The organism is Prosthecobacter sp. Pr1, from assembly GCF_057652315.1.
Map to the genome: position 1 here is coordinate 400,313 of NZ_JBYFBS010000001.1, position 14,700 is coordinate 415,012.

The following is a 14,700-nucleotide window of genomic DNA, read 5'->3' on the forward strand; positions in this document are numbered from 1 at the left end:
GGTGTTACTTGGTGGCCGCCACTGGCTGCATGTCCGTCGGTGTCGCCTTCACTTTGCCGCCATTGCGCACGCTCATAAGGCCGAGCACGACCACGCGATCATCCGCCTTCAGGCCGCTGCGCACCACGCGCAGCCCATCGAGCAGGGGTCCAAGAGTGACGGGCCGATAGACGGCTTTGTCTTCCGCATCGAGCACCCAGACGAAGCTGCTGCCCTGATCATCGCCCACGGCGGAATCACGAATGAGCACGCCGTCATATTCACCGCTGCCGGGAATGCGCACCTTGGCGAAGAAGCCGGGCGCCATCAGACGGTCGGTGTTCGGAAATACGGCACGGGCACGAATGGTGCCGGTGGCGGGATTGAGCTGGTTGTCCACGAAATCGACCTGGCCTTTGTGGGGCCAGCCTTCTTCGTTGATGAGTGACATCTCGGCGGGGATCCGTTCGAACAACGCGCTCACACGCTCGCCGTTTTTGTGCATTGCGCGGTATTTCAGCACCGAACGCTCATCCGCTTCGAGTTCACAGTAGATTGGATCAAGCTCAACAATGGTGGTCAGCAGCGTGGTGTTTTGGGTGCCGCCGCTGACAAGATTGCCTTCGGTCACTCGTGCATCACTGATACGTCCGCTGATGGGGGCGCGAATCTGGGTGAACTCGAGATCAAGCTTGGCGGCGCGCAGGGCCGCCTCCGCCGCGCGCACACCGGCCAGCTCCCCCGTGGCGCTTTTCAGGCGGCGTTCCGATTCCTCCACGGAGATTGCCTGACCTTGGCGCAATGCCGTGGCGTTTTTGGCTTCGACGCCGGCGAGTTCAGCCGTCGTTTTGGCTTGGGCGAGCATGGCCTCGGCACGTTCGACGATGGCCTCATAAGGGCGTGGATCGATGGTAAACAGTAGGTCTCCCGCCTTGACCTCCGTGCCTTCTTTGAAGCTGACCTGGGTGATGTAGCCGGAGACGCGCGAGTGAATCTCCACGCGTTCACGCGCAGTCAGCCTCCCGGTGAATTCGTCCCAGTCCATGAGCCGTTTTGCGATGGGTTTGGCCACGGTGACTTCGGGGGTGGGAGTCTGCTGAGCTCCGCCAGGGCCCTGGGCACCGCGTTTGCAGGAGGTCAGGCAGCTCATCACGAGCAGGCCAGCCATGGCATTCCGCCAGGTGAGAATATGGGGAATCGGGTAAAACGAAGCGCGTTGCATGGACAGACTTACGTACGATGAGGCCTCGAAAATAGTGCATAAGTGACATATCGCTTATACAGTAAATGAATGACCAACCTCAATGACCTCCAGCATGTCCGTGAATTTGTGCAGATCGCCGACACGGGAAGCATCTCCCGTGCCGCCAAAGTTCTCGGCATGGCCCAGCCCACGCTCAGCAGGCATCTGGCGGCTTTGGAGGCCCAGATGGGTGCACCGCTCATCCGCCGTGACACCCACACGATGAGCCTGACCACGGCCGGAATGATCGTGCTTTCGGACGCTCGCGAGCTTCTCACTCTGGCGGATCGCATGGGCAGCCGCCTGCGTTCTGAACGTCTTTCCCTGCGCGGCCATCTGCGCATGGTTTCCGTGGTCGATGTGGGCCAGTGGATCGCCTCCCGCGTTCTGTCACGGTTTAAAAAGCTGCATCCTGACGTCACCACCGAGCTTCACCTCATCAATCGCCCGACCAAATTCATCAAAGAGGGCTTTGATTGCGGTATCATGGTCGGTGCGCCCACCGACCGCCGGGTGACCATCCGAAAGATCGCCCAGCTCAACCGGCGTCTCATTGCGGCACCGTCGTTGTTGAAAAACCATCCTCTGCCCGCCCGTCCGGATGACCTGAACCATCTGCCCTGGCTGGGGATTTTGCAGCCGCACTTTTATTCTCGGGACCGGGTCGATCTGGAGCGGGCCAAGCAGGTCAAAAAGCTCAAGCTCGCTCCCGCCATGCTGCTGGATACCGTCACCGCTTTGCGTGAGGCCGCCATTGAAGGGGCCGGATTTACGATTCTGCCGGAGTGGATGGCGGCGCGTGACATCAACGCCGGGAGGCTGGTGCAGCTGCTGCCCGACTGGCATCTGGCCCCCCTCGATCTGCAAATCGCCCATGCCGCGCACGAACACCTGCCGCAGCGGGTGAAAAGCCTCATTGAGTTCCTTGAGCAGGAGCTTCCGCTCGAAATCCACCGGCTGGATTTGAATGAGCGGTAGGTTTTTCACCTATTTTTGGGAAAGCCTCCCGGCCCTCCAAAAAAATCCATGCGCAACGAGCACGCTCTGTGCTAGGAATCCGGCCCCACGCCGCCTTGCGGCCCGTTTACCCCCATCAAAAAACACCATGCCCAAGCAGACCATTCGTGACCTCGACCTCGCCGGAAAACGCGTTTTTGTGCGCGTCGATTTCAACGTGCCCCTCGAAGAGAAAGACGGCCAGATGGTCATCACTGACGCCACCCGCATTCAGGAGACACTGCCAACCATCAAGTTCCTGATCGAAAAAGGCGCCAAAATCATCCTCGCCAGCCACCTGGGCCGTCCGAAAGGCCAGCGTGATCCCAAGCAGAGCCTCGCCCCCGTGGCTCCAGCGCTGAGCGCCCTGATCGGCAAGCCGGTCGCTTTCGCCAGTGATTGCGTCGGTGAAGAGGCAAAGGCCAAGGCGCTCGCCCTCGGCAACGGCGAAGTGCTCCTGCTTGAAAACACCCGCTTCCATGCCGGTGAAGAAAAGAATGACCCTGAACTGGCCAAAGGCATGGCGGACCTCGCGGAAATCTTCGTGAATGACGCCTTCGGCTCCGCTCACCGTGCGCACAGCTCCACCGCAGGCATTGCTGATTACTTGCCCGCCGTCTCCGGTCTCCTGATGGAGAAGGAACTGACATGGCTGCACGACGAACTCGAAAACCCTGAGCGTCCGTTCGTGGTGATCCTCGGCGGTGCCAAGGTGAACGACAAGATCGGCGTCATCAACCGCCTGCTTGAAAAGGCTGACACCATCATCATCGGCGGCGGCATGGCCTACACCTTCCGCAAGATCGTCCAGGGCATCACCATTGGCAAAAGCCTCTACAAGCCCGAGTGGGAGCCGATCGCCCAGGCCGCCCTCGACAAGGCCAAGGAGCGCGGTGTGAAAATCCTCATCCCTGTGGATGCGATGATCACCGATTCCTTCGACTTCGACACGAAGAAGCTCGGCAATATCAAATTCACAGCTGCAGGCGAAAGCATCCCTGACGGCTGGGAAGGCGTCGATATCGGACCTGAGTCCGTGAAGCTCTTCTCCGACGAAATCGCCAAGGCCAAAACCGTCATCTGGAACGGTCCGATGGGCGTGTTTGAGATCAAGGAAAGCTCCAAGGGCACCTTTGACGTCGCTGAAGCCGTCGCGGCCAATTCCAGCGCCAAGACCATCATTGGCGGTGGCGACAGCGTGAAAGCCGTTAAGAAAGCCAAGCTCGGCGACAAAATGACCTTCATCTCCACCGGTGGCGGTGCCTCCCTCGAGCTCCTCGAAGGCAAAGTCCTTCCCGGCGTTGCCTGCTTGAAAGAAAAATAATCGCCCCCTCAGCTACCAACCCCTTTATTAAACATCCCCATGGCTTTCGTTCCCTTCCGCAAACCCATCATCGCCGCCAACTGGAAAATGCACATGACACCGCAGGAGACGGATGACTTCCTCCGTGCCTTCGCCCGTCTTGTGCCGGACAAAATTCCAGTGCAAATCGTCGTGGCTCCGCCTTTCGTCAGCCTGGCCAAGGCGCAGGACGCGCTCGTTAATGCACGTGAGCAGAGCGTTGAACTGGGCGCTCAAAACATGAGCGCCCAGCCAGCAGGTGCTTTCACCGGTGAGATCAGCGCCCGTATGATCAAGGAATGCGGCTGCAAGCACGTCATCCTCGGACACAGCGAGCGTCGCAGCCTTTACGGAGAAACCAACGCCATCGTCAACGCCAAGGTGCTCGCGGCCCTCGAAGCCCGCATCCATCCCATTCTTTGCATCGGCGAAACACTCGCTGAGCGTGACAATGGACAGATCGAACAGGTGCTTGGCAGCCAGCTGCGTGAATCCCTTGCGGACGTGGGACCGCGCCGCATCACCGACTGCGTCATCGCTTACGAACCCGTCTGGGCCATCGGCACCGGTCGCACCGCCAGCCCCGAACAGGCGCAGGAAGCCCACGCTTACACGCGTCAGGTGCTCGGCGAACTGTTTGGTGACGACGTGGCCGCCAAAATCCGCATTCAATACGGTGGCAGTGTGAAGCCTAGCAACATGGCCGAGCTGATCAGCCAGAAGGATGTGGACGGTGCCCTCGTCGGCGGAGCCAGCATGGAGCCCGGTAGCTTCTGGGAAATCTGCCGTGCTGCTATCGATTATGCGAATGCCAATGCGTAGCATTTTTTGCTATATTTAGGTTTAGTCTTGTAAGCATTCGTCGCATTTGTTCATAATCGAACAAATGCGACGAATCATCCTCCCGATATTCTTGCTCCTCCAGGTGCCGTTGCTGGCGCAAACGGCACCGCTTTGGAAGGCGGGCGCCGTGGATGTCGACATCACGCCTGACTATCCGGTTCGTCTGAGCGGTTATGGCAGCCGCACGGCAGAGACTGCCAAGGTGGCGCAGCGGCTGCATGCCAATGCTCTTGCCCTGCAGTGGAAGGATGATGCTCCTGCGGTCATTGTCAGTGTCGATAACTGCGGTGTGCCCGCGTCTGTCCGTGCCGAGGTGCTCAAACGGCTTGCCACCGGCGGCAGGATCATTGCAGACGAGCGCTTCGCCCTGCATTCAACTCACACGCATTGTGCGCCGATGCTCAAAGGTGCGCTGCCTTTTCTTTTCGGCGAGGACCTGGCTGCAGATCAGGCGAAGCACATTGAGCGCTACACTGAGGAGCTGACCTCTCACATTGTCAGCATCATAGGTCAGGCATTGGACAAAATGGCGCCCGCCAGGCTCGAATGGAGTGTGGGCAGGGCCTATTTCGCCTTCAACCGCCGGTTGAAAACAGACGCGGGGTTCCAGAATGCCCAAAATTTCAGCGGGCCGAGTGATCGTGCCCTGCCACTCCTGTGCGTCAGATCTGCCGATGGGAAAAAGCTCATCGCCACGCATGCCAGCTATGCCTGTCACTGCACGACTCTCGGTATTGACGAAATTCATGGGGATTGGGCGGGGCTGGCGCATGAGGAGCTCGAATTGCGCTTCCCTGACTCTATCTGCCTGATCGCCATCGGCTGCGGTGCAGATCAGAACCCTTACCCACGCAAGGAAACCCGTTTTGCTTTGAATCACGGCGTTAGCATTGCCAAAGAAATCGTGCGTCTTATCAACGGCCCCATGCAGTCTTTGAACGGCCCGCTCAACTGTGCCCAGCGGGAGGTGATGCTGCCGTTCGACAAGCTGCCTACGGTGGAAGAGTGGCGGGCCAAAGCCGCTGACCCCAACAAATGGACGGCCTATCATGCCCGGCAGCATCTCGCCATGCTCGAACGCGGTGAGAAAATTTCCCCCGCTCTCCCTTATACCGTCCAGGTCTGGAATTACGGAAACGACCTGCTCACCATCAATCTGCCCGGCGAGGTGGTCGTGGATTACAGCCTGCGCTTCAAGAACGAATTCGATCCCGCCCGCACCTGGGTCAACAGCTACACCAACGACGTGCCCTGCTACATTCCCTCTCAGCGGGTTTGGGAGGAAGGCGGCTACGAAGGTGCCGGCGCCATGATCTACTATGGCCGTCCGACTCGTTTTGCTCCGGGGATTGAAGGCATTATTTCGGGCACTGTGAAACAGCTCGTCCCGCAGGATTTCATCACCCGGCGCATGCAGAACCCTGCTGCGCCCTTGGCTGGGGCTATCAAGTAGCAGCGAGCCGCTGCACGCGGAGATTTTCGCGGCCTTCGCGTCCCGGATAGGCCACCGCAGGCACATGACTTTCCACGACGTGAAAGTGCTCAGCAAACAAGGTGGTGAGTTCATCCGGCGAAATGCCGAAGGGTGGCCCGGTTTCCCCAGGATCCATTTCAGGATTGATGAAGAACACCCCCACCAGCAGTCCGCCTGGCTTTAACAAAGAAACCACCGCATCCCGATACTTCACTCGCCATTCAGGTGGCAGCGCACAGAGGCAGGTATGCTCCACGATGGCGTCATACTGGCCGCGAAACTCAAACAGATCCGCGCACACAAAGCGCTCCGCCAGATCAGGGTAGCGCTCCTTGGCGCGTGCCACGGCGGCAGGCGCGATGTCGAGTCCACAGGCGTCGATGCCGCTTGACACCAGATGCGCCACATCGTGGCCCACGCCGCACCCGGGTACAAGCACCCTTCCTGAAAGCTGGTTTTTGGCAACCCATTCCACCAGCGGTGGTGAAGGCAGGCCTTTGTCCCACGGCGTGAAGTTATCCTGATAGGCCTGATTCCAGTCGGTGATGTTCACTACGGTAGTTTTTCTTTCTGGTGCTTGATCACGCCTTGCAGGGTTGTCTGTCCGGTGTCTCCCGTGAAGGTGACTTTGCTTTCGATGACGTCTTTGGCATCGCCGGCGAATGCTTCGTTGATGGTGATGCTGCTTTCGCCGCTGCCAGTGACGGCCTTGAGTTCAAACGTGAGATTGACCTCCGATACATGGCCTTCAAACCGGATCGTCTGCGAACCTTCCGCTCCTGAGAGAATGGCCTCGTAGCTGTCCGCTCCTTCGTTGTAGGTGATCGTCCATTGGAATGGCTGCGTGTCACCATTGATCGTGCGCGTCCCTTTGACCACAAAGGAATTGTCTCCTTCAGCTGCGCCGGTCCATTCCTCCTTGATGTCGAGGACATTGTTCTCCCCCTTCAGTTCACCCGCCGCCTTCCAGGTGCCGATGTAATTTTTGAAGACTGGATTCATGCCAAGGTCCTTGGCAGACAGGCTGGTGGCAACCAGCAGGCAGAGTGTGGCGAGCAGTGTTTTCATGCGATGATTTCCTGGATGACTTTGCCGTAGCTGATGGGCACGGGGCGGTTGACCACATCCCTGACTTCCGTGTCCGGCTGAATTCCCAGCAGGTGATACATCGTGGCAGCCAGATCATCCGGCTTCACGGGTTTATCTGCAGGATGCTCGCCGTTTTTGTCAGACGCGCCATGCACGTAGCCGCGCTTCACGCCACCGCCTGCGAGCAGGGCGGTGTAGCACTGCGGCCAGTGATCACGGGAGACGTTTTTGTTGATCTTCGGCGTGCGGCCAAACTCGCCCACCCACACCACCAGCGTTTCATCCAGCAGGCCGCGCTCATCCAGATCCGTCAGGAAAGTCGGCAGCGTCTGCTCCGTGATCGGCATGTGATACTTCTCGATGATCGGGAACATGCGCGTGTCATTGAAGCCATGCGTGTCCCAGCCACCCTCGGTGGTGCTCTGCCCGCCGATACCCTGGGAAAAATTCACCGTCACAAACTTCACCCCTGCTTCGACCAGCCGCCGCGCCAGCAGCAGACTCTGTCCGTAAGGCGAGCGTCCGTAGCCATCACGCACCTTGTCCGGCTCCTTGGTGAGATCAAAAGCGGCACGCAGCTTCTCGCTGTGCAGCATCGACAAGGCCTTGTCATAGTAGCTTTCGATGCCCCGCGCCTCGGCGGAGTAATCCAGCAGCCGCGTCTGGGAATCGACCAGCTTTTGCAGCTCGCGCCGTGCATTCAGCCGCTCAAAGCTCACCCCGCTGGGCAGGCTCAGTTCGGGCAGCGCAAAGCCCGGCGCACTCGGATCACGCAGCACAATGAAAGGATCATGCTCCTTACCGAGAAAGCTCGCCCGTTGCCCCGGCGTCAGGGAGCCATCGCTCACGATGTAAGGGAAGGTGGCGGCGGTCGGGATTTCACCCTTGAGCGGTGCGATCCTGTCCACCACGGACGAATAGGCCGGAAACAGATCCGGCGAATCCTTCAGACGCTGGTCATCACTCGGCGGCGCATGGCCGCTCAGCGCGTAATAGCCCGCGCTGTTGTGATTCTTCATCGTGTGATGCACGGACCGCACCAGCGTCACCTTGTCCATCACCTTCGCCGTCTTCGGCAGCTTTTCAGAGACCCAGATGCCATCGGCGCTCGATTTGATCGGCTTGTGAAACCCGCGGATGCCCTCTGGCGCATCGGGCTTCATGTCAAAAGTCTCCAGATGGCTCGGTCCGCCCCACTGGAAGCAAAAGATCACCGACTTGGCGCGGGCGACGAGTTTGTCCAAGCCCGGAGTGGTGGCGGAGGCAGCCGCCAAGGCCGCAGTTTGCTGCGCGTCTGCGCCGCGGAGGAAGCGGGGCATGGTGAGGCCGAACATGCCGAGGCCGCCGGCAGAGAGAAGGCGGCGGCGGGTGACTGAAGCGCTGGGGGAGCAGGCTCCGGTGGGATTGGAGAAGGGCGGCATGAGGGCGGCGAACTGACTAACGACTATACGTGCGGGAGTGGTGGGATTATGCGGCGGATAGTGGCACAGCGTCAATCGGGCACTTGCGGGGACTCAAGGCGTGCTGTTGCATGGGGACCATGATCGACGACTCTGCCGCACGGCGTCCGCTTAAGTCACGCACGACGGCGTGGGCGGGGTTTTTCTCGCGATGGATGTTGAAGGCGGGGCTGACGCCCAATGGGGTATCGCTGCTGGGTATCGTTTGTGCGGCGGTGGCCGGTGGAGCGGAGTTGATGGTGCCGCAGAGCGCGCATGCATGGGCGTGGTGGCTCGTGGCAGCGGCGGGGATTCAGCTGCGGCTTTTCTGCAACATGATGGACGGGCTGCTGGCTGTGGAGGGCGGCCTGAAGTCGGTGACGGGGGATCTCTTCAATGAGATTCCCGACCGGATTGATGATGCGTTAATCTTAGTGCCACTCGGTTATGCGGTGGGCACAGACTGGGGCATCGCGCTGGGCTGGGCGGCGATGGGCGGTGCTATCCTGACGGCTTACATCCGCGCGCTGGGTGCGAGCTTGATTGGGAGGCATGATTTCTGCGGGCCGATGGCGAAGCCTCACCGCATGTTTGCCGTGACGGTGGGCTGCCTGTCGATGATGACTATCGATATTATGAATGTGAAAGCACCGCCGCTTATGCTGTGGTGTCTTGTGATTGTGAACGCTGGCATCGTGATCACTTGCTGGCGGCGCACGGCGCATCTCGCAAAGGCCTTGAATCAAAAACCCCCGAAAGGATGAGCGACGCATGAACTCTGAACGACTGCAATTCACGACGGATGACGGGCTGGCGCTGCACTACAAGACGTGGAACGTGGCGGGTGCGTCAAAGGCGCTGGTGCTGCTGCATCGCGGGCATGAGCATGCGGACCGGTGGGACACCGTGGTGCCGCTTCTGACGATGCCGGACACGGCGATCTACGCATGGGAGGCACGAGGCCATGGGCAGTCGCCCGGGAGGCGCGGACATGCGGCGGGATTCATGGAGTATGTGCGGGATCTGGACACGTTTTTTCATCACCTGCAGAAAGCGCATGGGCTGGTGCCCGAGCGGACGGTTGTGGTGGCGCACAGCGTGGGCGGTGTGGTGGGGGCGGCATGGGTGCATGATTTCGCGCCACGAATCGCGGGCCTGGTTTTGGCGACGCCGGCGCTGGAGGTGAACCTGATCGTTCCGGGAGCCTTGACGGGCATCCGCCTGCTGCAGAAGGTGAAGGCGGATGCGACCATTAAGAGCTATGTACAGGGCTCATGGCTGACGCGGGATGCGAGTGCGGCGAAGGTGTATGACGAGGACACCCTCATATCGAAGGACATCTCGGCAAAAATTCTCGTGGATCTCTTCGAAACCGCGAAGCGGGTGATCAGTGATGCGGAGGTGATGGACCGGCCGCTGCTGATGTTTTCCGCCGGAGCAGACAAAGTGGTGAAGCGGGAAGCGGCGGACACTTTGTACGAAAACTACGGCAGTGACCAGAAGACGCACCTCACGCTGAAGGGGGCGCGGCATGCGATCTTCCACGATGTATGCCGGGATGAAGTATGCGGAGCGATCAAGCGCTTCGCAGAGCGCTGCATCGCTAACTTCACGCCACCTCGGCTGGAGGCGGACTTGTCCAATCCCGTGACGAACGCGGAATTTGCGATGCTGAAGAAGCCGCTGCCGTCGCCTTCCTTGCGTGGGCTGTCGTTTTTGCTGCAGCGGATCAGCATGGGGACGCTTGGCAAGCTGAGCGAGGGGATCCGCATCGGCCATGCGACGGGCTTCGATTCCGGGGAGTCGCTGGACTATGTGTACAAGAACAAGGCGAATGGGGGGCTGGGGCTTGGGAAGGTGATTGATCGCGGGTATCTGGATGCGATCGGCTGGCGTGGCATTCGCCAACGGCGGGCGTGCATGAATCAGGCGCTGAAGTATGCGCTCAAACACGTGCGTGAGGCGGGCATGCCGCTGCAACTGATGGACATCGCGGGCGGCGCAGGCCGCTATTTGCTGGATGTGCTGGAGGACCAGGAATTTGGCTTTGATCTCAAGGTGCTGTGCCGTGACTGGAGTGAGTCGGCGCTGGATGCAGGGCGTGCGACGGCGCGCGAGAAGGGACTGCAGGAGCGGATCACGCATCTGAAGGGCGATGCGTTTGATGAGAACTCGCTGGCGAGTGTGGAGCCGAAGCCATCCGTTGCGGTGGTGTCAGGCCTGTATGAGCTGTTTCCAGAGAATGAAAAGCTGCAGCGCTCCTTGCGGGGCCTCTTCAGTGCGGTGAATGACGGTGGCTGGCTGATCTACACGGGGCAGCCGTGGCATCCACAGGTGGAGATGATCGCACGGACCCTGACGAACCGCGATGGCCAGTTCTGGGTGATGCGCCGGCGCCCCCAGGGAGAAATGGACGCCCTGGTGGAGGCCGCAGGCTTCAAGAAAGAGAAGCAATGGGTGGATGACTTCGGCATCTTCACGGTGAGCGTGGCAAGAAAGCCGAAGGGTGGGGCCGCATGAGCATGGTCATGAACCGAACTCCACGTGAGGCGGGGCTGCTGTGGCCTGCGCTCTGGCGGCTGGCGCTGGCAGGGGCGACGTTTGTGATCGTGTACAGCGGCTGCAACCTGTTTACCCACTCGCGGGGAAATGTGCCGACGATGATGTTTGAATGGGAAAAAAGCATCCCGTTCGTCAAGGAGCTGGTGGTGCCGTACTGGTCGCTGGACTTCTTTTTTTGCGGGGCGTTTTTCTTATGCGGCAGCAAGACGGAGCTAAATCTGCTGACGAAGCGGCTGATGACGGTGACGATTCTGAGCGGGCTGTTTTTCCTGCTGTTTCCGCTGAAGCTGGGGCTGCCGAGACCGGAGCCGAGCGGATGGACGGCTCCTTTTTTCCACGCGCTGTATTTCAATGACCTGCCCTACAATCTGGCTCCATCGTTGCACATCAGTCTGCGGTCGCTGGTGTGGGTGTTTTATGGGGCTCGTCTCACGGGACACCTGCGGACGGCGGTGAAAGTGTGGTTCATCCTGATCGGTCTGTCCACGCTGCTGGTGTGGCAGCATCACCTCATTGATGTGGCGGGCGGATTTATCATGGGCTGGGTGGTGGCCGCGCTGATCCCCGACCCGAGACAAATGGGGACGTGGAATCCCTCCAAGAAGTATGCGGTGAGGTATGGAGCGGGCGCGGTGGTGTGCGCGGCGCTGGGATTTGCGTGGATCGGCTTTGTGTGGCCAGCAGTGGCGTGTGGGATCGTGGCACTGGCGTATGCCACGGGGCTTTCGCGTCTTTTGGGCAAGGAGAATGGAACCCTGTCGCCCTCTGCCGAATGGTGCCTGCTGCCCATCCTGCTGGTGCGGGGCTGGGTGCAGAAGAAGTGGCTGAAGCGGAAGCCAGGCTGGTGCGAGGTGACGCCGGGGGTGTGCTTCGGACGACGCGTGACGGGCAAGGAGGCGGAGTCGATGGTAATGGCGGAAGGGCAGGGTGATCTGGCGGTGCTGGATCTGACGGCGGAAACGAATGCGCCGACGGCATTTCGGGAGCGGGCGTTTTACGTGAACCTGCCCCTGCTGGACTTGGTGCCGCTGAAGACGGAACAGATTGAAGCAGCGCTGGGGTTTATTCGTGAGCAGCGGGCGCTGGAGCGACGCGTGTTTGTGCATTGCCAGCTGGGCTTGCAACGATCGGCGCTGATCGCAGCCCACTGGGTGGGGGAGAGCGGGGAAGCAGTGGACCTGGCAGTGGCGGTGCAGCGCGTGCGGGAGCTGGAGCCAGATGTGGTTATCTGATGACCGAAGTGTGACCTCGTCATTTGTCATTAAGACTTCGTTTTTTGCTCCTGCTTGCTCTCGCCGCTGCTCCGCTTACGTAACCCTCTATCATGCCTGATTTCACCACCCCCACCGGATTCAAAGAATGGTCCTTCGTCTGCGACGCCCTCGCGCAGGGCCGGCTCAGCATCATTTTGCGCAAAGGCGGCATCCACGAAGGTCGCGGCGGCTTTGAGTGGAAGCACCGTCAGTTCTTCCTCTTCCCTACCTGGTTCCACAATCAGGCCGAAAAACTCAGCTGGGTGCCCGAAAATACCCAGCGCGACTTCCCACCCGAAGAGGAACGCACCACCGTCGACATCGACGGCTGCGCCACGCTGGAGCAGGTCTGGAAAGTCACGGACTGGGACAAAGTGGCCGCACTGGCTCCGCTGCACATCTGGAACGAGGACGTGGTGAAGGATCGCTTCATCTACGATGATGAGACCTGCCTGCATGTGGCTCTCGTCCGCGCCTACAAGCTGCCGCAGAACTGGCACTTCCCCTATGCAAAGAGCTACGGCGGCTGCCGCTCTTGGATCACCCTGCCTGAAGAGGGCCTGCCTCTGGCCGCAGCCGCGACTCCGGCGCTGAGCGACGAAGCCTTTGCCGAAGTGTCAGCGAAGTTGAAAGCGATCCTGGGCTAGTCGAGTGTGCCCCACTTGAATCCAACCGACGCCATCCGCCCAGCCCACGTCGAGGTTAGCCTCGGTGCCATCGCGCAGAACTATGACGCCATCCGTGCGCATGTGGGCGCGGCGTCCGTCATGCCCGTGGTGAAGGCGAATGCCTACGGCCATGGCATCGTCGAGGTGGCGCGGCACTTGATGAATCATGGCGCGCCTTGCCTGGGCGTGGCGCTGCTGGAAGAGGCCATCGTGCTGCGTCAGGCCGGCATCACGCTGCCGATTCTCGTCTTTGGCGGTGTGGCCACGCGGCAGATCCCTCAGTTCATCGCGCATGATTTGATGATGGCGGCCTCCTCCATCGACAAACTGCGCCAGATTGATGAAGCCGCCGCCGCAGTGAAAACAAAAGCGCGCGTACATCTGAAGATCGACACCGGCATGGAGCGCATTGGCGTGCATTGGTACAACGCGGAGAAGCTTCAGGAGGCCAGTTTAAGCTTCACCAATGTGGAAGTCGCCGGCATCTACTCGCATTTTGCCAATTCAGACGCCGCTGACCTCGCCTCAGCCAAAGAGCAGCTCGCACGCTTTCTTGAAGTGCTGGAGTTTTATCCAAAGCGCGGACTGCAGCCCCCCCAGCGCCACATCGCCAATTCCGGCGGCATCCTGCAGCTTCCAGAGAGCCACCTCGATCTCGTCCGTCCGGGCATCATGCTCTATGGCGTCTATCCTTCAAAGGAGGTTCCGCATACCGTCATGTTGCAGCCGGCGCTGAGCTGGAAGTCTCAGGTGGTGTATTTCAAAGTCGTGCAGACCGGTAGTTCCGTCAGTTACGGTGGTACCTGGCAGAGCGATCACCCGGTGCGTGTCGTCACCGTGCCCGTGGGCTATGGCGATGGTTATTTTCGGGCGCTGTCAAATCGCGGACAGGTGGTCATTCGCGGCCAGCGGCATCCCATTGCTGGCCGTGTGTGCATGGACCAGTTCATGGTGAATCTGGAGTGGGGCACCGCCTACAATGGCGACGCCGTGACCCTCATTGGTGATGGCATATCCGCTCAAGACGTGGCGGATTGGGCGGGCACCATTCCCTATGAAGTGCTGACCAATATCAACTCCCGCGTGCCCCGGGTGTACGTTTAATGCCTTGCAATCAGCCTGCTATGGCCGCAACGAAGGGGTGGGATGCGACAGCGTGTTCCGCCCGCATTCATGAACCTCATCATCTTCGACCTCGAAACCACCGGCCTGTTACCTTCCCAGCACGAGATCATCCAGATCGCAGCCATGAAGGTGAAGAACGGCAAGTGGGATGAAGGAGAATACTTCGACAGCTATGTGCGGCCGGAAAACCGCATTCCGTCCTTCATCACCAAGCTGACTGGCATTTCGCAGGAGCAGGTGGCGGACGCTCCCCATCCCGTGGATGTGCTGATGGAGTTCTCCCGCTTCGTCGGTCATGATGCGACGCTCATTGCCCACAATGGCATTCGTTTCGACATGCGCTTCATTGCGGAGAACTGCAAACGCCACGCTATTCCGGTGCGCGAGACGAGCGCCCTCGATTCACGTGACTTCTCCCGCAAAATCTGGGGCGGCAAAGGTGGCCATGGTTTGGACGCGGTTCTGGGCCGCGTAGGCGTGTCCAGCAAAGGCGTGAAGCGCCACGATGCTCGCGTGGACGTTCAACTGCTGGCCCAGGCCGTTCAGTACATGTGGGAGCGTCTCACCCCGAGTGTGACCAACTGCCCGGTGGATCTTTCGGTCGGGGTGATTCCTGCGCTGGATCGCGTTTGTTGAAGTGGGGGCAAAGCTCTTGTGTCAGAACGCCACTGTCGAGCTGGTGCCATC

General features: G+C 60.0%; 14 protein-coding genes. 10 read left to right on the plus strand and 4 right to left on the minus strand.

What is annotated here, in order from left to right:
* Positions 1–4: 4 nt before the first annotated feature.
* Positions 5–1,147: an efflux RND transporter periplasmic adaptor subunit gene (locus AC24GY_RS01780; RefSeq protein WP_487679764.1), complete on the minus strand. Its 1,143-nt coding sequence runs from the start codon at positions 1,145–1,147 to the stop codon at positions 5–7.
* A gap of 123 nt (positions 1,148–1,270) precedes the next feature.
* Between AC24GY_RS01780 and AC24GY_RS01785 the strand changes: the two genes are divergently transcribed.
* From AC24GY_RS01785 to AC24GY_RS01800, 4 genes are all read left to right on the plus strand, one after another.
* On the plus strand, positions 1,271–2,200 hold the full coding sequence (locus AC24GY_RS01785) for a LysR family transcriptional regulator (RefSeq protein ID WP_422318186.1): 930 nt from the start codon (positions 1,271–1,273) through the stop codon (positions 2,198–2,200).
* 127 nt (positions 2,201–2,327) lie between these two features.
* Positions 2,328–3,542, plus strand: coding sequence for a phosphoglycerate kinase (locus AC24GY_RS01790; protein WP_487679766.1), 1,215 nt, complete (start codon positions 2,328–2,330; stop codon positions 3,540–3,542).
* 39 nt (positions 3,543–3,581) lie between these two features.
* Positions 3,582–4,382 (plus strand): triose-phosphate isomerase, encoded by an 801-nt coding sequence (gene tpiA / locus AC24GY_RS01795; RefSeq protein ID WP_487679768.1) that lies wholly within the window; start codon positions 3,582–3,584, stop codon positions 4,380–4,382.
* A gap of 64 nt (positions 4,383–4,446) precedes the next feature.
* Complete coding sequence (locus AC24GY_RS01800; RefSeq protein WP_487679770.1) at positions 4,447–5,856, plus strand: neutral/alkaline non-lysosomal ceramidase N-terminal domain-containing protein; 1,410 nt, start codon at positions 4,447–4,449, stop codon at positions 5,854–5,856.
* On the opposite strand, the gene AC24GY_RS01805 is transcribed toward AC24GY_RS01800, so the two are convergent.
* Genes AC24GY_RS01805 through AC24GY_RS01815 form a run of 3 tightly spaced genes read right to left on the minus strand, consistent with a single transcriptional unit; the run spans position 5,849 to position 8,387 of the window.
* Positions 5,849–6,430 carry a methyltransferase gene (locus AC24GY_RS01805; protein WP_487679772.1) on the minus strand — a complete coding sequence of 194 codons (582 nt, stop codon included), beginning with the start codon at positions 6,428–6,430 and terminating at the stop codon, positions 5,849–5,851. The two genes, AC24GY_RS01800 and AC24GY_RS01805, sit on opposite strands and share 8 nt — an antisense overlap.
* Positions 6,430–6,945, minus strand: a complete 516-nt coding sequence (locus AC24GY_RS01810; RefSeq protein WP_487679773.1) for a hypothetical protein — start codon at positions 6,943–6,945, stop codon at positions 6,430–6,432. Before AC24GY_RS01810 ends, AC24GY_RS01805 begins: the two co-directional genes overlap by 1 nt.
* Complete coding sequence (locus AC24GY_RS01815) at positions 6,942–8,387, minus strand: DUF1501 domain-containing protein (RefSeq protein ID WP_487679775.1); 1,446 nt, start codon at positions 8,385–8,387, stop codon at positions 6,942–6,944. The genes AC24GY_RS01810 and AC24GY_RS01815 overlap by 4 nt, the downstream gene beginning before the upstream one ends.
* A 119-nt stretch (positions 8,388–8,506) precedes the next feature.
* Here AC24GY_RS01815 and AC24GY_RS01820 point away from each other — a divergent pair, with 119 nt between their 5' ends.
* The 6 genes from AC24GY_RS01820 to AC24GY_RS01845 all read left to right on the plus strand — a co-directional run bounded on the left by AC24GY_RS01820 (position 8,507) and on the right by AC24GY_RS01845 (position 14,649).
* Positions 8,507–9,169, plus strand: a complete 663-nt coding sequence (locus AC24GY_RS01820; protein ID WP_487679777.1) for a CDP-alcohol phosphatidyltransferase family protein — start codon at positions 8,507–8,509, stop codon at positions 9,167–9,169.
* A gap of 7 nt (positions 9,170–9,176) precedes the next feature.
* Positions 9,177–10,925, plus strand: a complete 1,749-nt coding sequence (locus AC24GY_RS01825) for a bifunctional alpha/beta hydrolase/class I SAM-dependent methyltransferase (protein ID WP_487679779.1) — start codon at positions 9,177–9,179, stop codon at positions 10,923–10,925.
* Positions 10,926–10,933: 8 nt separating this feature from the next.
* A complete protein-coding gene (locus AC24GY_RS01830) occupies positions 10,934–12,199 on the plus strand; it encodes a phosphatase PAP2 family protein (RefSeq protein WP_487679781.1) in 1,266 nt (421 codons plus the stop codon).
* 92 nt (positions 12,200–12,291) lie between these two features.
* Positions 12,292–12,867 (plus strand): DUF1802 family protein, encoded by a 576-nt coding sequence (locus AC24GY_RS01835; protein WP_487679783.1) that lies wholly within the window; start codon positions 12,292–12,294, stop codon positions 12,865–12,867.
* A 15-nt stretch (positions 12,868–12,882) separates the two neighbouring features.
* Positions 12,883–13,992 (plus strand): alanine racemase, encoded by a 1,110-nt coding sequence (gene alr / locus AC24GY_RS01840; protein WP_487679785.1) that lies wholly within the window; start codon positions 12,883–12,885, stop codon positions 13,990–13,992.
* A gap of 69 nt (positions 13,993–14,061) precedes the next feature.
* Positions 14,062–14,649: a 3'-5' exonuclease gene (locus AC24GY_RS01845; RefSeq protein WP_422318210.1), complete on the plus strand. Its 588-nt coding sequence runs from the start codon at positions 14,062–14,064 to the stop codon at positions 14,647–14,649.
* The last annotated feature ends 51 nt before the right edge of the window (positions 14,650–14,700 follow it).